Source organism: Herbaspirillum sp. VT-16-41 (assembly GCF_001994935.1).
In the GTDB taxonomy this organism is placed as follows: Bacteria; Pseudomonadota; Gammaproteobacteria; order Burkholderiales; family Burkholderiaceae_D; genus Herbaspirillum; species Herbaspirillum frisingense.
Genome location: NZ_MUXB01000095.1, coordinates 84084 through 107691 on the forward strand (window position 1 = coordinate 84084; position 23608 = coordinate 107691).

The window sequence follows — 23608 nt, forward strand, 5'->3', positions numbered from 1 at the left end:
CCCCAGGCCCTAGAACAACACGCCCTGACCGGGGTCGACGGTCTTTTTGCGGCCGCGTCGTTGCGTGGTCGCGGGCAGGCCGCTCTTGCGCGAGCCGTGCCTGTCCTGGATGGCGTCGGCTTCCTGACGGGCGACCGGGCTGTGACGGTGGCCATAGAGCGCCTCCTTGGCCTGGGCCAGCGCGCTCTTTTCGTCGACGATGGGCGCGGGATAGGCTGGCGTGCCATATTCCGGCACCCAGCGCCGCACATACTCGCCCAGGGGATCATGATCCCGCGCCTGCTTGGCCGGCGAATAGATGCGCAAGGCATTGATGCCGGTGGTGCCGGATTGCATCTGCATCTGGCTCCAGTGGATGCCGGGTTCGAAATCCAGGAACTGGCGTGCCAGGAACAATCCCGGCGCGCGCCAATGCAGCCACAGGTGGTAGGCGGCGAAGCTGACCAGCATGGCGCGCATGCGGAAGTTGAGCCAGCCGGTGCTGCATAGCTGGCGCATGCAGGCGTCCACCATGGGATAGCCGGTACGCCCTTCGCACCAGGCATCGAAGCGTTCCTGTGCCAGTGCGCCCCACGGCCCGCCATCTCCGGGGCGCAGGCCATCGAGCGAGCGGGCGATATTGCGCCATTCGAGATCGGGCTGGTCTTCCAGCTTCTGCATGAAGTGGCAATGCCAGCGCAGGCGGCTGGAAAAGCCGCGCAGACCGTAGGCCAACTCGCGGTCCGGTGTGTGTTCGATGGCCAGCTCGGTGGCCTGGTGCACGCTGCGCATGGACAACGTGCCGAAGGCCAGGTGCGCGCTGAGACGGCTGCAGGCTTCAGGGGCAGTCAGCGGGCTGGACAGGGCACGCCGGTAATCGCGTCCATCACCGCCGAGAAAGGCGCGCAGGCGCTCCCAGGCATCGGCTTCCCCGGCGGGCGGCTGCAGGCGCGGCGTGGGCAGGCCGAGATCGGCCAGCGTGGGCAGCGGATCGGGCTGCATGCCCGGCGGGGCGCGAAAGCCGGCAGGCATCGCCACCTGCGGCGCCTCCATGCGCTGCAGCCAGCGCGCCGCCCAGCCATCGCGACTGCGCAGGCGGCGGATCACGCCGGTCTGCGGCCATTCCTGCCACTGGACATGCTGGATGCGACTCCAGCGGCCGACCGAAATATCACGGGCGTAGCTCCAGGCGGGGCCGGTTTCTTCGTGGCTGAAGAGATGGGTGACGTTCCATTCACGAAGCAGCGCTTCCAGCACCTGCACCGCCTCGCCGATGCGCACCAACAGCGGCATGCCACGCTGTCGTAGCTCGATCTGCAGCGGCTGCAGCGAGCGCAGCAGGAAATCCACGTGGCGCGGATCGCATTCGAAACTCTGCAACCAGGCCGGTTCGATGATGAACAGGCCAAAGGCGCGTTCGCACTGTGCCGCCTGCGCCAGCGGTTGATGATCGCGCAGGCGCAGGTCGCGCTTGAACCAGACCAGGCCGACCGACATCAGGACCGCCGCGAGCGCCCTTCCAGGCGCAGGACCAGACGCTGGAGCGCCGGCCGCAGGCGCAGGAAGCCGCGATAGGAGCGCTCCATCAGCCACAGCATCCCGGGCAGGCGCGCCAGGCGGGCCAGCCAGCGCCAGCCCGGCAAGCTCGCCCATAGCTGCACGAAGGCCGCTGCCCCGCTGGAGACCACACCGTCGGCGCGTTGCACATGGAAGCGCGCCAGGAGCTGCTCGCGCGTCAGGCCGGATGGCAAGGCGGAGCCACGATCGGGCTGGCTGATGTCGCAGAAGCGCAGCGGCGCCTGCTCGCCAAGGCGCTGGTACAGACCGATCTCACGGCGGCAGAGCGGGCAGGCGCCGTCGTAGAGCACGGTCAGCGCATCCTTCTGATTCCCGCTGTTGCGTTCCTCGCCGTCAGCCATCGCAGTGGCCCTCCCGTGCCAGCAGCTCGGCCGCGTCGCGCAGGCCATGGGTGCTGCGTCGCCACCACTGAGTGAACAGATCGCTGGGCTTGTCCACCGCCGGAAACAGTCCGGGCGGCGCGCTGCATTGCGCCCACAGCGGCAGCCACGGTGCCAGGTGCGGATCGGACTGGCAGCGCACGCTGCGTGCCGCCTTCAGGGCGCGTCCCACGCTGGCGGCGTCGCCGTGCCAGCACAGCGGTGCAAGCTCGCGCATGCGCGCGCCGACGAAATCCCAGCGGCGCTGGCTCCACGGCCACAGCAGATGGAAGTCGGAGAGGTACAGCCCCACCACCAGCGTATCGGGTGCAAGATCGGCCGGCAGTTCGCCCAGGCTCCAGGGATGAACCAGCCAGACGTCGCGCCCGGCCACGGCCTGCGGGTCGGGGGCGACGCTATCCAGGCTGGCCGGGGGTGCCGCCAGCAAGGGGGGCTCGGCAATGCGCGGGCAAGCGCGGGCAGAGGCCGCAGGTTCAGGCGCCACCGGATCGGGCTGCAGGGCGATCTGGCCCAGCGCTTCATAGCTGGTGTCGAGTACTGTACCCGGGCTATGCCAGGCAGCAGGCGCGTACTTGGCCACATTCTCGGCATTGAAGAGATAGGGCTTGTGACTGCCGGTTCCGGCCACCCACTGCCAGCTCAGGTGATTGCTGGCCAGGTCGCCATCCAGCAGGTGACCGACCATCCAGTCGGCACCGGCGCGCCAGTGCAGCTTGCGCAGATGCACGATATAGCTGGCCAGCCACATGCGGGCGTGGTTGTGCAGGGTCCCGGTGGCATACAGGGTGCGCACGGCCTGGTCGATCACCGGCAGCCCGGTGGCGCCCTCCCGGATATCGGCCGGCAACTCACGCGCATAGGCCGACTCCGGCAGCGGACCGGGATGCAGTGAATCGAAGATGCGGGCGCCACGGCGCGCCCAGACATAGCGGTAGAACGCGCGCCAGCCCAGTTCATAGACGAACTTGTGCTGCACCTCCAGCGCATGGCGCGCGCAGACGCCAGCCAGCACCTCACGCAACGTGACCATGCCATGGGTGAGGTAGGGCGACAGCCCTGTCACGGCACCCTCCAGGCTGTTGCGGGAGCGGGCATAGGCCCCCGGGCGCACGGCGGCGATACGCTGGCGGGCGGCGGCCAGGGTGGGCAGCGCAGGGGGCGCCAGGACTTGCGGCGCGGCTTGCGCCGCTTCTTCCGGTGACACGGCATCCAGCACCAGGTCGAATTGGTGTTTGCGGTACATGACTCGACTCCTCAGGAAGCAGCGTGGGCAGGCTTGCGGCGACAGGCGTCGGAACAGTATTTGACGTCATCCCAGTTCCTGGCCCACTTGCGCCGCCAGGTCATGGGCAAGCCGCAGACGGCGCAGGGCTTGCTGGGCAAGTGCGCCTTGTTGCCGCGATGAGCGATGGCCTGGCTGGTGGATTTCATGACTCAGAATTGTACGCAATAAATGGTTCAACCTTGATTCAAATCCCCGATTTATCGCCTATACTCTGCGTCATTCCTGATTCAACGAGAGAGATCATGAGCACAGACCAGCCGCAGCAGTCCGCCCCTCCCGCAGACAAACCCGCGACCGAGTCATTGCGCCGCACCGGGGCCGTGGCCCGCATGTTGCGCATGCCGGTGGCGACCCTGCGCGTGTGGGAGCGTCGTTATGCGCTGACCCAGGGCAAACTCTCGCCCAGCGGGCAACGCCTGTATTCGGAAGCCGATGTGCGGCGCCTGGCCCTGATCCGGCAGTTGACCGAGCTCGGTCATGCCATCGGGAGCCTGGCCGGGTTGGACATGGAGCAGTTGCAACAGGTGGCGGCCACCCATGCCGAACTGCACGCCGTACGCCCCACCCCACCGCAGACGGTGCAGGGCCAGTGGCGGGTGGCGGTGATCGGCGCCACCCTGGCGCAGCGGCTGGACAAGCCAGGCCTGCTGCAGCGCCTGGGCCGTCCGCTGCAGTTGCTGGGACCCTTCGAGAGCGTCCAGCAGGCCGCCCTGAGCCTGAAACGGGAAGAAGTCGACGCCCTGCTGCTGCACGAGCCGCAGTTGCATGCCGGCTGGCTGGGGGCGCTGGAGAGTTCGGCACCGGCCTTGAGTGGCTTGCCGATGGCGGTGCTGTATGGCTTTGCCAGCGAAGCGGTATGCGAGACGCTGGCGGCGGTAGGCATCAGTCTGCTGCGCGCGCCGCAACCGGATGTGGTGATCCTGCAATGGCTGCGCGCACTGATGGCGCTGACGGTGCCGGCGCGCAGCGAACCGGCCTGGTCGCAGCAGGCGCAGGTAACACCGCGCTGGAGCGACAATGAACTGATCGCCTTTGCGAACCGCTCCACCACGGTGGCCTGCGAGTGCCCGCGCCATGTGGCCGAGTTGCTGATGCAGCTGTCTCAGTTCGAGCGTTACAGCGCGCAGTGCGCCAATCGCAACGAGGCCGATGCGCAGTTGCACCAGTACCTGCAGCAATTGACCACGGAATCGCGCCAGCGCTTCGAAATGGCGCTGAGCCGGATTGCGATGCATGAGGGCCTGGTTCCGGAGCAATCCTGAGCGCAGGCGACCGCGCAGACAACAGCGCAGGCAAACCGAACCCACCAACAAGAACGCCCGGCATATGGCCGGGCGTTCCTGTTTAAAGCATGCAGATGATCAGTGACGGAAGTGACGGGTTCCGGTCAGCAGCATCACCACGTCGCGCTCGTTGGCGGCGTCGATGACTTCCTGGTCGCGCATGGAGCCACCCGGGTGGATGACGCAGGTGGCACCGGCATCAACCACCACGTCCAGGCCGTCGCGGAACGGGAAGAAGGCGTCGGAGGCCACGGCAGAACCCGCCAGGGTCAGGCCGGCGTTCTGCGCCTTGATCGAGGCGATGCGGGCGGAGTCGATGCGGCTCATCTGGCCGGCGCCCACACCCAGGGTCATGCCATTGCCGCAGAAGACGATGGCGTTGGACTTGACGAACTTGGCCACGCGCCAGGCAAACATCAGGTCCTGCAGTTGCTGCTGGGTCGGCTGCTTCTTGCTGACCACCTTCACGTCGGCCAGCAGCACGTTCTTGGCATCCGGCGACTGCACCAGCAGGCCACCGCCGACGCGCTTGAAGTCGTAGCCGTTCAGGCCATTGCCCAGCGGGATTTCCAGCAGGCGCACGTTCTGCTTGGCGGCGAAGATCTGCCTGGCTTCAGCGCTGAAGGACGGGGCGATCAACACTTCCAGGAACTGCTTGGCCACCGCTTCGGCCGCAGCCGCATCCACTTCGCGGTTGAAGGCGATGATGCCACCGAAGGCCGAGGTCGGGTCGGTCTGCAACGCCTTGCTGTAGGCTTCCAGCGGGTTGGCACCGATGGCCACGCCACAGGGGTTGGCGTGCTTGATGATGACGCAGGCCGCTTCGGTGGCGGGGTCGAAGCTCTTGACGCATTCCCACGCCGCATCGGCATCGGCGATGTTGTTGAAGGACAGTTCCTTGCCCTGCAGCTGGGTGTAGTTGGCCAGGGCGCCCTCGACCTTCTTGATGTCGCGGTAGAAGGCGGCGCTCTGATGCGGGTTTTCCCCATAGCGCATGTCCTGGACCTTCTCAAAGTGAAGGTTCAGGGTGGACGGGTAGGCGCTGCGGGTGGTGTGCTGCTTGTCTTCGCCCAGAGAGGTGAAGTAATTGGTAATGGCGCCGTCGTATTGCGCAGTGTGGGCAAAGACCTTCTTGGCCAGCGCGAAGCGCTTTTCGTAGGGCAGGTCGCCGCCCGACTTCAGCTCGGCCAGCACACCTTCGTAGTCGGTCGGGTCGCAGATGACGATCACGTCCTTGTGGTTCTTGGCCGAGGAACGCAGCATGGCCGGGCCGCCGATGTCGATGTTCTCGATGGCGTCTTCCAGGGAGCACTCTTGCTTGGCAACGGTCTGCTGGAACGGATACAGGTTCACCACCACCATGTCGATGGTGGGGATGCCGTGCTGGTCCAGGGCGGCCACGTGCTCGGGGAAGTCACGACGCGCCAGGATGCCGCCATGCACCTTGGGATGCAGCGTCTTCACGCGGCCATCCAGCATTTCCGGGAAACCGGTGTAGTCGGCCACTTCGGTGACCGGCACGCCATTGTCGGCCAGCAGCTTGGCGGTGCCGCCGGTGGACAGGATGTTGACGCCCATGGCGGACAGCGCGCGCGCGAATTCGAGCACGCCTGCCTTGTCGGATACGGAAATGAGTGCTTGTTTGATCATGGTAGGCAAGACTGGTAAGGGAAAGGAAACCTGAAAAACCGTGGAAGGAAGCTGCACCCCTGCATGAACCGGCCCCCTGCACTGCGGCGCCGGCCTCGCGCGGGCTACAGCAGGCCGTGCTGCTGCAGCTTCTTGCGCAGCGTATTGCGGTTGATGCCGAGGATCTCGGCGGCCTGGGACTGGTTACCCTCGGCGCGCGCCATCACGGTCTCGAAGACCGGTTTTTCGACCGTGGCCAGCACCATGTCGTAGACATTGGTGGGGAGTTGCTCTCCGAGATCCCGGAAATACTTTTCCAGGCTCTTCTTGACGACATCCTCGATACTTTCTTTGCTCATGGCGTTGCTGCTTCTGTTTTTTTCCGGTGTGGCCACTGCCGGCGACGCTCGCCGTTGTGAACTGCGCGCCTGCCTGCGTGACCTGCCGTGTTGTTGATCAATTGCGCGCAAGGCGCATCCGATACCCGTTACCCCAAGCCCGATCTCCGTCCCTGCCGGGCGGTCGGGCCATTGCTCGTTCGCTCAGGCGGCCAGGGCCACCTCATCCACCAGACCGTATTGCAGACGCTCGCCGTGCACTGCCTGGTCGGCGAAGAACTGCCGCACCGCCTGCAACTGCTGGTTGCAGTCTTCGATGCGATTCATGCCGCGACGGAACTGCTCGCCGCCGGCCAGTTCGCGCACATACCAGCCGATATGCTTGCGCGCCGTGCGCACGCCCAGATACTCGCCGTAGAACGCGTAGTGGGCCTGCAGGTGTTCATCCATCAGCTGCACGACCTCGCTCACCAGCGGCGCCGGCAGGTGTTCGCCGGTCTGCAGGAAGTGGTCGATCTCGCGGAAGATCCAGGGACGCCCCTGTGCGGCGCGGCCGACCATGACGGCATCAGCCCCGGTGATGCGCAGGACCTCGCGCGCCTTCTCGGGCGTGGTGATGTCGCCATTGGCCACCACCGGAATGCTGACGGCAGCCTTCACGGCGGCGATGGTCTCGTACTCGGCATGGCCGCTGTAGCCGTCGGCGCGGGTGCGACCATGCAGCGTCAGCATGGCGATGCCGGCCGCCTGGGCGCGGGCGGCGATCTTCAGGGCGTTCTTGTTGGCGCGGTCCCAGCCGGTGCGGAATTTCAGCGTCACCGGCACGTCCACCGCCGACACCACCGCATCCAGGATGCGCGCCACCAGTTCCTCGTCCTGCAGCAGGGCTGAACCGCACCAGCTGTTGCAGACCTTCTTGACCGGACAGCCCATGTTGATGTCGATGATCTGGGCACCGCGCTCGACGTTGTACTTCGCGCAGTCGGCCAGCATGACGGGATCGGCCCCGGCGATCTGCACCGCCTTGGGTTCCATCTCGCCATCGTGGTTGATACGGCGCGAGGTCTTCTCGCTATGCCACAGCCGGGGATCGGAAGCCGCCATCTCGGACACGGCATACCCTGCCCCCAGCTGCTTGCACAGCTGGCGGAACGGACGGTCGGTCACGCCCGCCATGGGAGCGACGAACACGTTGTTTCGCAGGGAGTAAGGCCCAATGTTCACGACGTGGATCAGGGGGAGGTACGGGGAAGGGCGCTATTTTAGCGCGATTGACGGCCTCGCCCAACAAGAATCGGGCGCGGTTACATCTTTGGGGCTGATTATTTATTGGGCAAAATCAATTGTTGGCAGTATGCCAATCCTGATTGCCATCCTGCAAGAATCCGGGCCGCCTGGCGCGGCCCGGCGCGCGGATTCAGCGGTCGACCTCGTCCAGCGTCTCGCGCTGGAGGTGACCGATCTCGCCCCAGGAACGGATATGGGCGCGTTGGCCATCCCAGTGCAGGCGGTTGACGCTGGCGTTGAAGATGTCGAAGTTGCGCGGCTGGGCGAAGGAGCTCTGGCTGGCCCAGTGATGGATGCACTCCAGCACGCCGCCATGGGTGACGATGGCCACCTTGCGGTACGGGCCCGAGGCCAGTACCCGCTGCACCGTCGCGACCGAGCGCTCGTAGAACTCGCGCATGGTCTCGGCGATACGCTCGCCGGCCGGATAGCGGAAGTCCGGCTCGCGGGCTTTCCACTGCCGATAGGCCTCGGGATAGCGCGCCTCGATCTCCACATGGCGCAGACCTTCGAAGGCGCCATAGCAACGCTCGCGCAAGCCGGTATCGATGGCCACCTGCCGTCCGCTGGCATGGGCCACCGCCTGCGCGGTGTCGCGAGCGCGCTGCAGGTCGCTGGCGAAGATGGCATCAATGCCCTCCTCGGCCAGCAGCTCGCCCAGTGCCAGGACCTGGCGCTGGCCGGCCTGGTTGAGCGGAATATCGATATGCCCTTGCAGGCGCTTGTCCACGTTCCAGTCGGTTTCGCCGTGGCGGATCAGCAGGATGTCGGTCATGCGGGTTTTCAGGTGCGCGGTATGGCGCTGGGGTTGAGGGTGTACAGGCCGGTGAGGGAGGCCTGCGCCAGGACATGGTCGCGTAGCGCCGTCACCACCACCGAACCTTCGAGGTTGCCGGCCACCGGCAGCTGTTCCACGTCCAGTGCATAGAGGGTGAAGATGTAGCGGTGCACCAGCGCATCGTTCCACGGTGGGCAGGGGCCGTCGTAGCCGAAGTAGTCGCCGCGCATGTCGCCGTCGCCGGCGAACCAGCCGGTGTAGTCGTTGATGCCCTGGCGTGCACCGGGCATGACGTCGCCCAGCACCGCCGGACCCGGCTTGCCGCGTGCGGTCACGCCGTTGCTGAACTGGCCGGCCTTGATCTGGCTGACACTGGCCGGAATGTCCACCAGGGTCCAGTGATAGAAATCCACCCGCGGCAGCTCCAGCGGCACGGTCTTGCCTTCCTGGTTGACGTCGTCGCCACGGGAAGGCACGTCAGGGTCATGCACCACCAGCGCCAGCGACCTGGTACCGGCCGGCAGATCGCTCCAGGCGAAGTGCGGGTTCCGGTTGGCCGACAGGGCGACGTGGGTCTTGGCGTCCATCACCGCGAAGGCGAACTCGCCGGGGATGTTGCTACCGTCCTTGAAAGAATCGCTCCAGAATTTCATATCACCTCCTAAAGTAAGGCCACATTCAACACGCTTTGCAAATTCATTTGGGGACGTCCGGCCCGGCTTCAAGCCGGACCGAGGTTCATGACACCAAAGCCTGAGGCTTCACCTGCAGCCAGAAAGTGACCGGCCCGTCGTTGGTCAGCGACACTTTCATGTCGGCGCCAAAACGGCCGGTGCCGACCTTTTCCTGTCCATGCTGCACCCGCGCCTGCGCCACGAAGTGCTCAAACAGCTGCCGTCCTAGTTCGGGCGCGGCCGCTGGCGTGAAGGAGGGGCGTGTACCGGAATTGGTATCGGCGGCCAACGTGAACTGCGGGATCAACAACAGGCCGCCTTGCACGTCGACAACACTGCGATTCATCTTGCCTGCCTCGTCGCTGAAGACGCGATAGGCCAGCAGCTTCTTGAGCAGGGCATCGGCCTGGGCCACGCCATCATGGCGTTCGGCGCAGACCAATACCATCAGGCCGGGGCCGATGGCACCCAGCGTCTGCCCGTCCACCACCACGGCGGCCTGGCTGACCCGCTGCAACAGGGCAATCATGCGCGCACCAGCTTACGCCAGGGTGACGCGGGCAAACTTGCGCTTGCCGACCTGCACCACGCACTGGCCGGCCTCGACCTTCAAACCCTTGTCGCTGATGACGGTGCCGTCGATACGCACGCCGCCCTGCTCCACCATGCGCAGTGCTTCCGAGGTGGAGGCACAGAGGTTGGCCTGCTTGAGCAACTGGCCGATGCCCAGCGGCGCGCCCGACAGCGAGACCTCCGGGATGTCGTCCGGGATGCCGCCCTTGGAGCGGTTGACGAAATCGGCCAGCGCGTCTTCGGCAGCCTGCTGCGAGTGGAAGCGGGCCACGATCTCCTGGGCCAGGGCGACCTTGATATCGCGCGGATTGCGGCCCCCCTCGACCTCGGCCTTGAAGGCAGCGATCTCGGCGATGGAGCGGAACGACAGCAGGTCGTAGTAGCGCCACATCATCACGTCGGAAATGCTCATCACCTTGGCGAACATGGTGTTGGCCGGTTCGGTGATGCCGATATAGTTGCCCTTGGACTTGGACATCTTTTCCACGCCGTCCAGGCCTTCCAGCAGCGGCATGGTCAGGATGCACTGCGGCTCCTGGCCAAAGTCCTTCTGCAGTTCGCGGCCCACCAGCAGGTTGAATTTCTGGTCGGTGCCGCCCAGTTCCAGGTCGGACTTCAGGGCCACCGAGTCATAGCCCTGCATCAGCGGGTAGAGGAATTCATGCACCGAGATCGGCGTGCCTTCCTTGAAGCGCTTGGTGAAGTCGTCGCGCTCCATCATGCGCGCCACGGTGTAGCGCGAGGCCAGCTGGATCATGCCGCGACTACCCAGGGCATCGCACCATTCGGAGTTGTAGCGGATTTCGGTCTTGCTGGCATCCAGCACCAGGCTGGCCTGGGCGAAATAGGTCTTGGCGTTGATCTCGATCTGTTCGCGCGACAGCGGCGGACGGGTGGCATTGCGGCCGGACGGGTCGCCGATCATCGAGGTGAAGTCGCCGATCAGGAAGATCACCTGATGCCCCAGGTTCTGCAACTGGCGCATCTTGTTCAGGACCACCGTATGGCCCAGGTGCAGGTCAGGGGCGGTCGGGTCCAGTCCCAGCTTGATGCGCAGCGGCTGGCCGCTCTGCTCGGCACGCGCCAGCTTCTGCGCGAATTCGCTTTCGATGAGCAGCTCATCGATACCGCGTTTGGTGATGGCCAGCGCCTCCTGGACCTTGTCGGAGAGGGGCAGTTTGGAGGGGGCAGCGGAGGGCGCGGAAGGGGTGGACTGGTCGGCGTTCATCGATATAACTAAAAAATTGGCATTTGTAGGACAAGACCGCTAAAGCGTGTTGCTATAATTCCGACTTTCGTTTTTCTGCTGGGCGCCAGGACGCCGCCTCAGAAGCTCATCAGCAGGAACAATATTCACACCCGTGCGTATGAAGAATTACGCGGGCGCAACACGGCGGGGGGACAGGAAACGCCGCATTGCAGCCGTACCCGCCATCCGCCACGGAAACGTCAGATTTTAACGTATTCGTATTGCATGTTCCCACAAGATAAACTCAAGCACCTCTCGTCCCTGTGCTTCACCGCGTTGCGATCCTGCCACCACAAAGTCGCCGCCTCCTCGCCCAAGACCCGCATCGTCGGCGCCAGCGCCCTGTTCCTGGCGGCCTTTACCATCGGCGCCGCCGGCTTCGCACCGGCCGAGCCCGACCTGAAGGACGCCCCGGTCAACCCGATTTCCAAGGAACTGGCCCTGCCCGACCTGCAACAGCAGATCAGCGCCCTGGAAGAGCGTTCGCAGTATTACGTGAACGAAGAGAAGGTACGCAGCGGCGACACCCTGGCCACCCTGCTCAACCGCCTGGGCGTGGATGACGACGAGGCCACGGCCTTCATCAAGTCCGATACCCTGGCGCGCACGGTGATGCAGTTGCGCGCCGGCAAGCGTGTGGTGGCCCAGACCGACGACAATGGCGAACTGGTCAAGCTGTCGGCCACCCTCGACGACGGCAGCGACACCCCGAAGAACCTGGTCATCTCGCGCCAGGAAGGCAAGCTGACCGCACAGGCGCAGCCGGCCGTGCTGGAGCGGCGCGTGGAAATGCGCGCCGGCACCATCTTCTCCTCGCTGTTCGCGGCCACCGATGCGGCCCAGATCCCGGACGCCATCGCCATGCAGCTGGTGGACATGTTCGCCACCAACATCAACTTCGCTTCCGACCTGCGCCGCGGCGACCGCTTCAACGTGGTCTACGAGACCTATTACCAGAACGGTGACCTGGTGCGCACCGGTCGCGTGCTGGCCGGCGAATTCGACAATGCCGGCAACCGTTACCAGGCGGTGTGGTTCAGCGACCCGGCCAGCAAGATCGGCGGTGGCGGCTACTACGCCTTCGACGGCAAGTCGCTGAAGAAGGCCTTCCTGAAGTCGCCGCTGGCCTTCACCCGTATCTCTTCCGGCTTCTCGATGCGCCTGCACCCCATCCTGGGCCAGTGGAAACAGCACACCGGCGTGGACTTCGCGGCGCCGACCGGCACCCCGATCCATGCGGCGGCCGATGGCGTGGTCGACTTCGTGGGTCAGCAGAACGGCTATGGCAACATCGTCGTCATCAAGCACTGGAGTGGCTACTCCACCGCCTACGGCCACATGAGCCGCTTCGCGCCCAACATCAAGAAGGGCATGAAGGTCAGCCAGAACGACGTGATCGGTTTCGTCGGCATGACCGGCTGGGCGACCGGCCCGCACCTGCACTACGAGTTCCGCGTCAACAACCAGCCGCGCAACCCGCTGTCGGTGGAAGTGCCCAATGTCCAGGCATTGACCGGCCCGCAGATGCAGCGCTTCCGCGCCGTGGCCGACGAGATGCAGCACCGCATGGCCATGCTGCGTGTACCGGGCGCGCCGGATGTGAAACTGGCTTCCATCAAGTAATTCCGCCCGGCATCGTTCCTGCCGGCATGAGCTACGAAGGGCGGTCGCTGTAGAATCAGCGACCGCCCTTTTCTTTTTCCTGCGCCCCTGCCATGAGTTCTTCTTCGTCCCCGTCGTCTTCCCGGCCCCCTTCCCTCTACATCGGCCTCATGTCCGGTACCAGCCTCGATGGCGTCGATGGCGTGCTGGCCGACTTCGACGGCCAGGCCATTTCGGCCACGCTGGCAGCGGCCTACGTTCCCTTCCCCGACCATCTGCGTGCCGACCTGATGGCACTGCAGGCAGCCGGTCCCAACGAGATCGAACGCGAAGCCATGTCCGCCAATGCACTGGCGGTGCACTACGCCGACTGCGTGGCGCAACTGCTGCTGCAGTCGGGCAAATCGGCGGCCGACTTGCGCATGGTAGGGGTACACGGACAGACCATCCGCCATCGCCCGGAACTGGGCTTCACCCGCCAGACCAACAACCCGGCGCTGCTGGCCGAGTTGACCGGCATCGACGTGGTGGCCGACTTCCGCAGCCGGGACGTGGCCGCCGGCGGCCAGGGTGCGCCGCTGGTACCGGCCTTCCACCGGGCCATCTTCGGCGATGCGTCGCAATCGCGGGTAGTGGTCAATATCGGCGGCATCGCCAATGTCAGCATCCTGCCGGCCGGTGAAGAAGGGGCCTATGGCTTCGATACCGGCCCCGGCAATGCACTCATGGATGGCTGGATACAGCTGCACCTGCAGCGCAGCTACGACGCCAACGGCGACTGGGGCGCCAGTGGCCAGGTACACGCCGGCCTGCTGGCGCAACTGCGTGACGAAGCCTTCTTCCGCGCCGCGCCGCCCAAGAGCTCGGGACGCGACCTGTTCCACCTGGACTGGCTGCAGGCCGCCCTGCAGCGCAGCGGGCAAACCATACCGGCACCCGACGTACAGGCCACGCTGACCATGCTCACCGCCAGCACGATCGCCGATGCCATCGTGGCCCATGCTCCTGATGCGGGCCAGGTCTATGTCTGCGGTGGGGGGGCTGAAAATGCGCTGCTCATGCGCCTGCTGCGCCAGCAACTGCAGGGGCGCGCCGAGGTGCAATCGACGGCCGTGCTGGGTGTGGCGCCCCAACGGGTGGAAGCGCTGGCCTTCGCCTGGCTGGCGCGACGCTTCGACCTGCGCCTGCCGGGCAACCTGCCGGCGGTGACCGGAGCGCGTGGCCTGCGGGTGCTGGGCGCGCTCTATCCTGCCTGAGCTGCCTGATCTACCGGACCAATCCCCCTCTGGCCGCCCACAAGAAAAAGGCCGTCCTGCCTAAGCCGGACGGCCTGAACTTTTGCGCTGGATGACCGGTTTCACCCGACCACCCGGCGCCCTCAAGAACTATTGAAGACTATTGCACGGCACTGAAGCTGGTGCTGCTCATCTCTGCATGAAACGCTCTGTAGCGATCAGGTGCGCTCAGTAGCGCGAGATACGACCGTTATCCAGACGCACGCGGTCACCGACGCGGAAGTCGGTGTTGTCTTCCTGCGCGAAAGTCTGCAAGGAGCCATCGCTCATGCGCACACGGATGTTGTAGACCTGGTGGCCAGCCGAATTGTTACGCTGCACCTGGTTGCCGGCGTAGGCACCGCCGGCGGCGCCTGCCACGGTGGCCAGTACACGGCCGGTACCGCCGCCGACTGCGTTACCAAGCAGGCCGCCTGCCACGCCGCCGACCACTGCACCGGCAACACCGTTGCTTTCCTTGTGGGTGACTTCGATGGCCTCGACCACGCCGGTACCGGAATAGGAGGCAACGCGATCGTAGTTCTGCGACTGCGGGGCCGCGCCGTAGGGTTGCTGCGGGCTGGCGCAACCGATCAGCAGGCCGGCGAAGCTGGCGCTGACGATGGCCAGCGAAATGTAATGGTGGCGAGTGGACATGAGGCTCTCCTGATCTGGCGATATACGATGGATGCAGTGTGCCGCGCCGGCAGCGCGCACGGCATCGGAGAAGCCCGGGAAACGGTGTCAGAGAAATGAGGACGTCGCCGTCAGCAGACAGGCCTCAACGGATAGGACTCAGTTGAGCCAGCCGCGCCGACGGAAGTACCAGAACGGCGCAATGGCCGAACCGATCATCATCAGGATCGCCAACGGATAGCCGATGGGCCAGTCCAGTTCCGGCATGAGCTTGAAGTTCATGCCGTAGATGCTGGCAATCAGGGTCGGAGGCAGGAAGGCTACCGACGCCACCGAGAAGATCTTGATGATCTTGTTCTGGTTGATGTTGATGAAGCCGACGGTGGCGTCCATCAGGAAGTTGATCTTGTCGAACAGGAAGGCGGTGTGGCCGTCCAGCGATTCGATGTCGCGCAGGATCTGGCGGGCGTCCTCGAACTGCTCCGAACTCAGGAGCCGCCCGCGCATCAGGAAGCTGACCGCACGCCGCGTATCCATCATGTTGCGACGGATACGCCCGTTCAAGTCTTCTTCGTGGGCGATGGTGTTCAGTACGTCGGCGGCATCCTGGTCGGACAGGCTCTTCTTGAGCACGCTGGTGCTCACCGCCTCCAGCTTCTGGTAGATGCCTTCCAGGGCATCGGCGGAATATTCTGCATCGGTCTCGTAGAGGTCCAGCAGCACGTCGCGATAGTCGCCGATCGAGCCAGGCCGCGAACGGGCGCGCATGCGCACCAGACGGAACACCGGCAGGTCTTCGGCATGCACCGAGAAGAGGATGTTGCGGGCCAGGATGAAGGCCACCGTCATGGTGGAAGAGGAATCGTCATCCCCTTCGAACAGGAAGTCGGTGCGCAGGTGCAGGTCGCCGTTCTCGGCCTCGAAGTAACGGGCCGAGGCTTCGATGTCGCTGAATTCATCCTCGTCCGGCAGGGTGACGCCATAGATGCTCTTGACCCAGGCGCGTTCCTCGTCGTTCGGCTCGGTCAGGTCCACCCAGACCGGCGCCGCCTGTTCCAGGTCGGTACGGCTGTCGATGTTGACCTGGCTCAGTCGTCCGTTTTGCAACACGAATACATTGATCATGGGCTCTCGCTGGATGGAACGCGGGTGGGAGTGCGGCGACCCGCTGCCGCCGGTGCAGGCCGGCGCGACCTCAGGCGCGAAACGTGCGCAAGTGTACGTTCAACCCCGGCGGCAGGCAAGCACGACACGGGGCCTGTTGTCAGGCCCGTGCTGGCAGCCTGACGTCATACGCCGGTCATGCGCACGCGGCAAGAAAATCGCTCACTTGTGGGTGGGCGGCAGCGTGGCGGCGTTCATGCGGCGCAGGATCAGCCCGGTACGGGCCGCCAGATAGGCCGAGCCGCGATTGCGGTCGTAGTAGCGCGGACGCGGCAGCATCACCGCCAGGCGCGCTGCCTGCTCCGCACCCAGGCCGGCGGCCGTGGTGCGGTAATAGTGCTGGGCGGCGGCCTCGGTGCCGAATACGCCGTTGCCCCACTCCACCACGTTGAGATAGATCTCGAAGATGCGCTGCTTGTCCAGCAGGAATTCCAGCATGTAGGTGATGATGAATTCCTGGCCCTTGCGCAGGTAGCTGCGCTCGCCGGAGAGGAACAAATTCTTGGCCAGCTGCTGGGTGATGGTGGAGCCGCCGGCGACCACCTTGCCCTTCTTCTCGTTCTTTTCGTAGGCCTTTTGCAGGGCTTCCCAGTCGATGCCGTCATGCTCGGAGAAATTGGAATCCTCGGAGGCGATGATGGCGCGCTTGAGATTGTTGGAAATGCGCGCATACGGCGTCCACCGGAATTGCAGCTGCGCGTTGGGATCCTTCTCTCGCAGCAATGACAATTGCTGACGCATGAAGCTGGTGGACTCGGGGTTATGGTCCTTCCACCACCAGATCTGGACGAAGAAATACGCCTGCAACAGCAGCACCAGTGCGATGGGCAGGACGATGATCCAGAAGAGCAGCTTGCGTAGCGATTTCATGTGCCGGTTCTTGTTCTGTGGTTCTCGGGTGTCACGATGTGCAGATTCTCACGCGTGCCGGCCGGGCCGACCCTAGGCGCATGCCCCTCATTGCGCCAGTTGCGCGCGCAGGCTGGCGAACACCTCGGCGGTGGCCGGACGCACCCCGCGCCAAAGGTGGAAGGCTTCGGCCGCCTGCTCCACCAGCATGCCCAGGCCATCGCGCACGCAGGCGCCGTGCTGCTGGGCGCTCTGCAGGAAGATCGTGGGCTGGCGGCCATACATCATGTCGTAGGCCAGGGTATCGCTGCCGTAGACCGACACCGGCAGCGGCGGCAGGTCGTCGGTGAGGCTGGCCGAAGTGGCATTGACGATGACATCGAATACCCCGTCCAGTTCGGCATAGGCGGCGCTCCTGACCGGGCCGTGCGAGGCGAACTGCGCGGCCAGCTCGGCCGCTTTGGTCTGGGTGCGGTTGACGATCACCAATTCGGCCGGCTTTTGCTGCAGCAGCGGCAGGAGTGCCCCGCGCGAGGCACCGCCGGCCCCCAGCAGGAGCACGCGACGCCCCGCCAGCGCCTGGCCGGCATTGACCACGATGTCAGTCACCAGACCGGCACCATCGGTGTTGTCGCCCAGGATGTGGCCGTCTTCGAACTTGAGGGTATTGACCGCGCCGGCCAGGCGGGCGCGCTCGGTCAGCTGGTCGGCCAGGGCATGGGCCTCCAGCTTGAAGGGGACGGTGACATTGGCGCCACGTCCGCCACGCCGCTGGAACACCTGTACCGCCGCCTTGAAGCCATGCAGTGGCGCCAGCAGGCGATCGTAGTGCAGTTGCTGGCCGGTCTGGGCGGCAAACTGTGCGTGGATCTCGGGTGATTTGCTGTGGGCAATGGGATTGCCGATGACGACGTATTCATCCATGGTGGTCCGCCTGCTCCCTTGTTCTCTGTTTTCGTTGAATGATCCGTCAGCGCTCCTGCCCCGCGCCGCTGACCCTCAGTGCGTCAGCCTCTCAGCCGGCCCCCAGTTCGGCCTGCACACCCTGGTCACGCGTGAAGCGGAAGCGGGTGATGATTTCCCACACATCGTCCTTGCCGCTGGTGCGCATGTTCTCCGGGAAGCGGCCGAACGGCGCCGAGCGGCGCACGATGGCCACCGCCGCCTGGTCCAGTGCGGCATTGCCGGAACTGGACCTGACCACCACGCCGCCATCGCGTTCATAGATGGTGCCGTCCTGGAAGACCGGGATGACGATCAGCAGTTCACCATAGAGCTTCTTGCCGTCCCGGGTCGGGAAGTTCAGGGTACCGATCTTTTCTATCTTGTCCTGCAGCGTCTTGTAGTACTGGGCATAGCCGACTTCGCGGGTGCTGGGCGTGATCTGGGTCTTCTTCGGGCGCTTGTTGTATTGCTCGATGTTCTTTGCGACCTCGGCTTCCATGCGCGCCATGGCCTTGGCCGTCTCGGTCATGTCGTGCGCGTTGGGCTGCGGCGTCTCGACCGGCTTGATCTGGTCGGCGCTGGTCACATGCTGCTGTGCCGCCTGCAGCTGCGCGAGCATCTTGCGCTGCTGCTGTTCCAGTTCGACCACCTTGCGTTGCGCGGCCTTGACGCTGTCGCCGCTCTCGACCCGCTGCATGTCCGGCAGCGGTGACTTGGCGCGGCCGTCCTCGGCATTGCCGCCCCCATCCAGGTTGGCCTGCGCCAGGGCCTGGGCATTGACCGGCTTCTTGTCGTGCTTGGCGTTGACCAGGATGACTTCCAGTTCCGGGTCGGAAGGCTTGAAGCGGAAGGCATCGGGCGCGGCGAAGTGTACGGCCAGCAGCAGGCCGTGCACCAGCAGCGAGATACCGAGCGCCACGCTGAGCAGGCGATGTTGAGCAAACAGGTTCACGGCAGGCAGGCAAAAGCGACGATAGGGACAGCGGCAATTCTACGCCAGCACCGCCTCATTGCGCCGCTGCGGCGGGCGGGTTTTCGCCATCGGCCGCTGCTTCCGTTTCAGCGGCAGCGTCGGGTTCACCCTCCCCGGCGTCGGTCGCTTCGTCGCTGGAGGCATCCTCCTCGCTGCCCAGCGCAGCCATGCCCTCTAGCAACTCCTCGTCGTCTTCACCCAGATCGGTGGCCAGCGCCTGAGCCGCCGCAGCCGGCACTTCCAGCAGGCGTGCTTCCACGCTGAGATCGACCTCGTCCCAGCGCAGCAGGTCGAGCTTGACCTGCAGGCCGCGCGCCAGTTGCGGCAGGCCTGGCATGCGCAACACCAGCGGGATATCGACCAGGCGCAGGATTTCGTCCTTCAGCACCACCGCTTCCACGGTGCGGGCGTTTTCCTGGGCCAGCCAACGCAGGCACCAGTAGCGCTCCATGGTGGACTGGAAGTCGGCATAGCCGGAATAGGCCGCGTCGAAACCGGAGACGATGGCGAACAGGTCGGCGTCACGCGGCTTGAAGGGCGCCACCAGCGGTGCGGTCACGCCATGCTCGATGCAGGCCAGGATCTGCCACTGGTTGACCAGGTCGGTATAGCGACGCAGGGGCGAGGTGCTCCAGGCGTACTGGTCCACGCCCAGGCCCTGGTGGGGAGCGGCATGGGTGACCATGCGCACCTGCATCTTGGCGGCCCAGCCGCCGGCACCGCCGCCCTGGGCGCGATAGATGCCCGGCACGCCGTGGTCGGCCATGAGCTTGCCCCAGGTGCTGTTGGCGAAGATCATCAGTTCGGCCACGATCTTGTCCAGCGGCGCGCCACGACGGCGGCGGACAATGCTGACCACGTCGTTCTCGACGTAGAAGTTGAAGTCCACGCGGTTGTTCTGTTCCGGCCGCAGGCCGAAGGCCTCGCGCTTGGCCATGCGGCCCTGCTCCAGCAATTGCACCCATTGCCAGAGCAGCGCGATCTCGTCCTTGTGCGGATAGTCGCCGCGATTCTCGGCCAGGGCTTCCTCGGTGACCAGGTCATCGAGGTCGTTGTGGCGCAGGTTGGCGGCAATCGGCACCAGTTCGGCGCGGGTTTCGGTGGCCAGCACTTCCCAGCTGGCCGGGTCCAGCGTGGCATACAGCGACAGCGCCGGGCGGGCGGCGCCGGCATCCAGGGTGTAGGTAGCCACCAGATCGTCGGGCAGCATGGTGATCTTTTCGCCCGGCATGTAGACGGTGGACATGCGCGCGCGCGCCATCGCATCGATGGCGTCGCCACGCTTGATGGCCAGGCCCGGTGCGGCGATGTGGATGCCCACGCACAGCTTGCCGTCGGCCAGCCGGGTCACCGAGAGTGCATCGTCGATTTCGGTGGTGGTGACGTCATCGATGGAGAAGGCCTGCACATCGGCGGTGGGCAGGTCTGTGGTCGGCGCGGGGATGTCGATGGCCGGGAAGCCCGTGCCACGCGGGAAGAACTCATGAAGGAAGCGCGCATAGTGCAGGTCCTTGGGCGAGGCCACGCCGCCGGCGGCCAGCATCAGGCGCTGCGGGGTGGTCTGCAGTTCCTTGGCGGCGGCGTCCAGGGCCTTGTATTCGATGCCGTTCTTGTCCGGCTTGAAGAGCAATTGCAGGGCGATAGGACGGAAGGCTTCGGGCAACTTGTGGGCCTTGAGTTCTTCCACATAGGCGGCCTGCGCCAGCAGTTGCTGCTTCTTCTTTTCCAGGCCGGCCAGGGCGGCCTGCAGCGAGGCTTGCGGGGCCGCCTTGTAGCGGCCGCGACCCTTCTTGTAGAAGTAGATCGGCGCGTGATGCAGGCACAGCAGGAGACCCGCGGCTTCCGGTGGCAGGGGCGCGTGGCCGAAGTATTCGGCCGCCAGTTCGGTGAAGCCGAACTCTTCCTCGCCGGCCACTTCCCACAGGAAGTCCAGGTCGACCTCGGCGGCGATGGCCTGCGCCTGCTCCAGCAATTCCTGCGGTGCAGGAGAGGCGAACTGCAGCAGCGCGTCGCGCGACTTGACCTTGGTGCGCTTGCCGGAGGCCATCTCGACCTGGTAGGACTCGCCCTGCTGGGTCATGATGGAGCCGGCCTTGAAGTCGCCGGATTCTTCGAACAGTAAATTCATCTGCTTCTATCGCTTCTCAATCTGGTACATGGGCCGGCACCGGACGCATCAGCGCCTCCAGTGCCGGCAGGAAAACATCGGTGACCATCAATATCCCGCCGCGCCGCGTAAACAGGGAGCGGCGTGCCAGCAGGGTGGTCGGTATCGGGGTCTGCGGCAGGGCCTGCGCGATGCGGCGCATCAGCGGGTGGCCGGACCTCAGGCGAGCATACTGGATGGGGCGGCGCCCGACCAGCGGATCAAAGAACAGGTTGGCGCCCAGCGGCGTATTGCCCAGCTTGCTGAAGAAAGGCCAGTCGGATTTCACCGATCCGGTGGACAAGACGGTGTGACCAAACACCACCGGCAGGCCGTCGCAATGCAGGATCACGTCGCGCTCGACCACCCGGCTGCGCGCCGCCACGCCCAATGCCTCATGCTCATCGGCCAGGATCATGGCGGGCCGCTGGCGCAACAGGCGCACGCTGAAGGCGTCGGTACGGGCCTTCAGTTTCAGGGTCATGGAACCGGGGTCGGCCAGCCAGGCACGAACGCAGCGCATGCGCTGGCCCTCGGTGGCCAGCAGCGTTGCCAGCGCCTGCGGGTGCGCCATCCAGCGCGCCTTGCGCGGGACACATCGCATCAACGCAGCACCTTGCCCGCAGGCGCGACACCGCAGAAAGCCAGCACTTCGTCCAGGTAGTCCACGAATTCGGCCATGCCGTGGTCGCTCCCCTGGATGACGATCTGACGCGCACCCGGGTAATGGGCCACCATCTCGCGCCAGTCCAGCACTTCGTCGCCGGTGGCGGCCAGCAGCAGGTAGCGCTGCGGGCGGCTGATGGCCGGGACCACCAGCGAGCGCAGTTCGCCGATGTATTCGTGCTTGAATTCGAAGGGTTCGTCGGAGTGATACTGGGTGCTCACGCCAACATAGGATTCCAGGTCGCGTGGCGGCTTGACCGCCGGATTGAGCAGCACGGCGCGGCAACCGAGGTGTTCAGCCAGCCAGGTGGCATAGAAGCCGCCCAGCGAAGACCCGACGACAGTCAGCCGCGCCGGGTCGACACCGGCCACCAGCGACCCGGCCAGGGCGATGGCTGCGGCGGGCGAAGCCGGCAGTTGCGGGCAGAGGTAGTCGTCCTGCAAGCCCAGCTCGGCCATGCGCTGCCCCATCACCCGCGCCTTGAAGGATTGCGGCGAGGAACGAAAACCGTGCAGGTACAGGATCATGCCAGCGCGTCCAGCAGCTTCTGGTGTACGCCGCCGAACCCGCCATTGCTCATCACCAGCACGTGGTCGCCCGGCCTGGCGGCGGCCTTGACGGCCTGCACCAGGGCATCGAGCTCATCGAAGGCGGCTGCCTTCTGGCCCAGCGGCGCCAGTGCCTCGGCCAGGTCCCAGCCCAGCGCGTCGCGTCCGGAACGGGCACCGAAGCCGAACACCAGGTCGGCCTCGGCCAGGCTGCCGGGCAGGGCTTCCTTCATGGTGCCCAGCTTCATGGTGTTGGAACGGGGCTCCAGCACGGCCAGGATGCGGGCGTCGCCGACCTTCTTGCGCAGGCCGGCCACGGTGGTGGCGATGGCGGTCGGATGGTGGGCGAAATCGTCATAGACAGCCACGCCATTGGCGCTGCCGCGCAGTTCCATGCGCCGCTTGACGCTCTGGAAAGCCCCCAGCGCCTCGATGGCCTGGGCTGCAGGCACACCCACATGGCGGGCGGCGGCGATGGCCGCCAGGGCGTTCATGCGGTTGTGCTCGCCGGTCAGTTCCCAGACCACGGTGCCTTGCAACTGGCCCTCGAAGAAGACATCGAAGCGCCCGTCCTCGTGGGTCTGCAGGGACCAGCCCGGCTGACCCTGGGCCACGCCGAAGTCCTCGCGTTCGCTCCAGCAACCGCGTGCCACCACGCGCTGCAATGCCGGTTCGCGGCCATTGACGATGAGCCGGCCGATGCCCGGCACGGTACGCACCAGATGGTGGAATTGGGTCTCGATGGCGGCCAGATCGGGGAAGATGTCAGCGTGATCGTATTCCAGATTGTTCAGGATCGCGGTGCGGGTACGGTAATGGACGAACTTGCTGCGCTTGTCGAAGAAGGCGGTGTCGTACTCATCGGCTTCAATGACGAAGAAGGGCGAAGGTCCCCCCTGGCCATCGCTACCCAGGCGCGCCGAGATCCCGAAGTTCATCGGCACCCCGCCGATCAGGAAGCCGGGCTGGTAACCCGCATGCTCCAGCACCCAGGCCAGCATGGCCGAGGTGGTGGTCTTGCCGTGGGTGCCGGCCACCGAAAGGACCCATTTGTCCTGCAGGATGTTCTCGCCCATCCACTGCGGGCCGGAGACATAGGGCAGGCCGCGATTGAGGATTTCTTCCATCAGCGCATTGCCGCGCGAGACCACGTTGCCGATGACGAACAGGTCCGGCTTCAACTCGACCTGGGACGGCTCGAAACCCTGGATCAGGGTAATGCCCTGGGCTTCCAGCTGGGTGCTCATCGGCGGATAGACATTGGCATCGCAGCCGGTCACGGTATGGCCGGCCTGCTTGGCCAGCACGGCCAGACCGCCCATGAAGGTGCCGCAGATGCCGAGGATATGTATGTGCATAGCGAATCTTGGGGTGTAATCCCGAGATTTTACCTGAGCCGGCCCATCCTCCCTATCCCCGCAGGCCAGCCAGCGCTGCCATGCTCATGGGCCGCCCCCATTCCCGGCGCCGGGTGGCGGCGTTGGCAGGTCGGAGGAGGACAGGTTGCCGCGGTCTGTGGAACAGTTGTCCGGCCCGCGAAGGATGAGCAGGCGCCTGAGCACCTGCTCGGCATGCCGGGCCGTGCTGTCGAGCCGGTTGATGAGCAACTTGAGATGTTGCCATTCCTCGGGCTGGAGGGGTTGGTCCAGACCATTCCTGACCGTGCTGACCCGCACCACGAGGGCGGCGACCTTCCAGGCAGCATCTTGGTAGACAGTAGCCAGCTCGTGACGGATCTGGTCCAGTTCGGCCTTGCCGGGCTTAGCCATGC

24 protein-coding genes are annotated in these 23608 nt (G+C 65.3%); 3 read left to right on the forward strand and 21 right to left on the reverse strand.

The features are described 5' to 3' along the window. Window positions 1-9: 9 nt before the first annotated feature. Genes BTM36_RS07325 through BTM36_RS07340 form a run of 4 tightly spaced genes read right to left on the reverse strand, consistent with a single transcriptional unit; the run spans window position 10 to window position 3368 of the window. The gene (locus tag BTM36_RS07325; protein ID WP_139347097.1) at window positions 10-1476 is read right to left on the reverse strand and encodes an FAD-binding domain-containing protein; all 1467 of its coding nucleotides are present in this window, start codon (window positions 1474-1476) and stop codon (window positions 10-12) included. Next, window positions 1476-1898: a thiol-disulfide oxidoreductase DCC family protein gene (locus BTM36_RS07330; protein ID WP_077235752.1), complete on the reverse strand. Its 423-nt coding sequence runs from the start codon at window positions 1896-1898 to the stop codon at window positions 1476-1478. The genes BTM36_RS07325 and BTM36_RS07330 overlap by 1 nt, the downstream gene beginning before the upstream one ends. Continuing rightward, window positions 1891-3180 carry an FAD-binding domain-containing protein gene (locus BTM36_RS07335; protein ID WP_077235753.1) on the reverse strand — a complete coding sequence of 430 codons (1290 nt, stop codon included), beginning with the start codon at window positions 3178-3180 and terminating at the stop codon, window positions 1891-1893. The genes BTM36_RS07330 and BTM36_RS07335 overlap by 8 nt, the downstream gene beginning before the upstream one ends. 11 nt (window positions 3181-3191) lie before the next feature. Continuing rightward, on the reverse strand, window positions 3192-3368 hold the full coding sequence (locus tag BTM36_RS07340; protein WP_077235754.1) for a DUF2256 domain-containing protein: 177 nt from the start codon (window positions 3366-3368) through the stop codon (window positions 3192-3194). Between the two features lie 96 nt (window positions 3369-3464). On the opposite strand from BTM36_RS07340, the gene BTM36_RS07345 reads away from it, so the two are divergent. Then, entirely contained in the window at window positions 3465-4484 is a 1020-nt protein-coding gene (locus tag BTM36_RS07345; RefSeq protein WP_077235755.1) for a MerR family transcriptional regulator, read from the forward strand. A 99-nt stretch (window positions 4485-4583) separates the two neighbouring features. On the opposite strand, the gene purH is transcribed toward BTM36_RS07345, so the two are convergent. From purH to tyrS, 7 genes are all read right to left on the reverse strand, one after another. Further along, window positions 4584-6155 (reverse strand): bifunctional phosphoribosylaminoimidazolecarboxamide formyltransferase/IMP cyclohydrolase, encoded by a 1572-nt coding sequence (gene purH, locus BTM36_RS07350; RefSeq protein ID WP_077235756.1) that lies wholly within the window; start codon window positions 6153-6155, stop codon window positions 4584-4586. Between the two features lie 104 nt (window positions 6156-6259). Beyond that, on the reverse strand, window positions 6260-6493 hold the full coding sequence (locus BTM36_RS07355) for a Fis family transcriptional regulator (RefSeq protein WP_006463627.1): 234 nt from the start codon (window positions 6491-6493) through the stop codon (window positions 6260-6262). A gap of 183 nt (window positions 6494-6676) precedes the next feature. Then, complete coding sequence (gene dusB / locus BTM36_RS07360) at window positions 6677-7696, reverse strand: tRNA dihydrouridine synthase DusB (protein WP_077235757.1); 1020 nt, start codon at window positions 7694-7696, stop codon at window positions 6677-6679. A 193-nt stretch (window positions 7697-7889) separates the two neighbouring features. Further along, window positions 7890-8534, reverse strand: coding sequence for a histidine phosphatase family protein (locus BTM36_RS07365; RefSeq protein WP_077235758.1), 645 nt, complete (start codon window positions 8532-8534; stop codon window positions 7890-7892). An 8-nt stretch (window positions 8535-8542) separates the two neighbouring features. Continuing rightward, entirely contained in the window at window positions 8543-9190 is a 648-nt protein-coding gene (locus tag BTM36_RS07370; protein WP_006463624.1) for a YbhB/YbcL family Raf kinase inhibitor-like protein, read from the reverse strand. An 85-nt stretch (window positions 9191-9275) separates the two neighbouring features. After that, entirely contained in the window at window positions 9276-9740 is a 465-nt protein-coding gene (gene dtd, locus BTM36_RS07375) for a D-aminoacyl-tRNA deacylase (RefSeq protein WP_006463623.1), read from the reverse strand. Between the two features lie 12 nt (window positions 9741-9752). Continuing rightward, window positions 9753-11012, reverse strand: coding sequence for a tyrosine--tRNA ligase (gene tyrS, locus BTM36_RS07380; RefSeq protein WP_006463622.1), 1260 nt, complete (start codon window positions 11010-11012; stop codon window positions 9753-9755). Window positions 11013-11258: 246 nt separating this feature from the next. Here tyrS and BTM36_RS07385 point away from each other — a divergent pair, with 246 nt between their 5' ends. Together BTM36_RS07385 and BTM36_RS07390 are read left to right on the forward strand one after the other, a co-directional pair. After that, window positions 11259-12656, forward strand: coding sequence for a M23 family metallopeptidase (locus tag BTM36_RS07385; RefSeq protein WP_077235759.1), 1398 nt, complete (start codon window positions 11259-11261; stop codon window positions 12654-12656). Window positions 12657-12748: 92 nt separating this feature from the next. Then, a complete protein-coding gene (locus BTM36_RS07390; protein ID WP_077235760.1) occupies window positions 12749-13891 on the forward strand; it encodes an anhydro-N-acetylmuramic acid kinase in 1143 nt (380 codons plus the stop codon). A 207-nt stretch (window positions 13892-14098) separates the two neighbouring features. Here BTM36_RS07390 and BTM36_RS07395 read toward each other — a convergent pair whose 3' ends face one another. The 10 genes from BTM36_RS07395 to BTM36_RS07440 all read right to left on the reverse strand — a co-directional run bounded on the left by BTM36_RS07395 (window position 14099) and on the right by BTM36_RS07440 (window position 23606). After that, window positions 14099-14566, reverse strand: coding sequence for a glycine zipper 2TM domain-containing protein (locus BTM36_RS07395; protein WP_077235761.1), 468 nt, complete (start codon window positions 14564-14566; stop codon window positions 14099-14101). Between the two features lie 138 nt (window positions 14567-14704). Beyond that, on the reverse strand, window positions 14705-15670 hold the full coding sequence (corA, locus tag BTM36_RS07400; protein ID WP_006463618.1) for a magnesium/cobalt transporter CorA: 966 nt from the start codon (window positions 15668-15670) through the stop codon (window positions 14705-14707). 201 nt (window positions 15671-15871) lie between these two features. Further along, window positions 15872-16579, reverse strand: coding sequence for a monofunctional biosynthetic peptidoglycan transglycosylase (gene mtgA / locus BTM36_RS07405; protein ID WP_077235762.1), 708 nt, complete (start codon window positions 16577-16579; stop codon window positions 15872-15874). Window positions 16580-16666: 87 nt separating this feature from the next. Further along, the gene (gene aroE / locus BTM36_RS07410; RefSeq protein WP_077235763.1) at window positions 16667-17482 is read right to left on the reverse strand and encodes a shikimate dehydrogenase; all 816 of its coding nucleotides are present in this window, start codon (window positions 17480-17482) and stop codon (window positions 16667-16669) included. Window positions 17483-17573: 91 nt separating this feature from the next. After that, window positions 17574-18455, reverse strand: coding sequence for a TonB C-terminal domain-containing protein (locus BTM36_RS07415; RefSeq protein ID WP_006463615.1), 882 nt, complete (start codon window positions 18453-18455; stop codon window positions 17574-17576). A 55-nt stretch (window positions 18456-18510) separates the two neighbouring features. After that, window positions 18511-20604: a ribonuclease catalytic domain-containing protein gene (locus BTM36_RS07420; RefSeq protein ID WP_077235764.1), complete on the reverse strand. Its 2094-nt coding sequence runs from the start codon at window positions 20602-20604 to the stop codon at window positions 18511-18513. 16 nt (window positions 20605-20620) lie between these two features. After that, entirely contained in the window at window positions 20621-21226 is a 606-nt protein-coding gene (locus tag BTM36_RS07425; protein ID WP_077235765.1) for a chorismate lyase, read from the reverse strand. Then, window positions 21226-21816 carry a YqiA/YcfP family alpha/beta fold hydrolase gene (locus tag BTM36_RS07430; protein ID WP_077235766.1) on the reverse strand — a complete coding sequence of 197 codons (591 nt, stop codon included), beginning with the start codon at window positions 21814-21816 and terminating at the stop codon, window positions 21226-21228. Before BTM36_RS07430 ends, BTM36_RS07425 begins: the two co-directional genes overlap by 1 nt. Next, window positions 21813-23195 (reverse strand): UDP-N-acetylmuramate:L-alanyl-gamma-D-glutamyl-meso-diaminopimelate ligase, encoded by a 1383-nt coding sequence (gene mpl, locus BTM36_RS07435; protein WP_077235767.1) that lies wholly within the window; start codon window positions 23193-23195, stop codon window positions 21813-21815. The genes BTM36_RS07430 and mpl overlap by 4 nt, the downstream gene beginning before the upstream one ends. 84 nt (window positions 23196-23279) lie before the next feature. Continuing rightward, window positions 23280-23606, reverse strand: a complete 327-nt coding sequence (locus BTM36_RS07440) for a hypothetical protein (protein WP_174616821.1) — start codon at window positions 23604-23606, stop codon at window positions 23280-23282. Window positions 23607-23608: the final 2 nt, after the last annotated feature.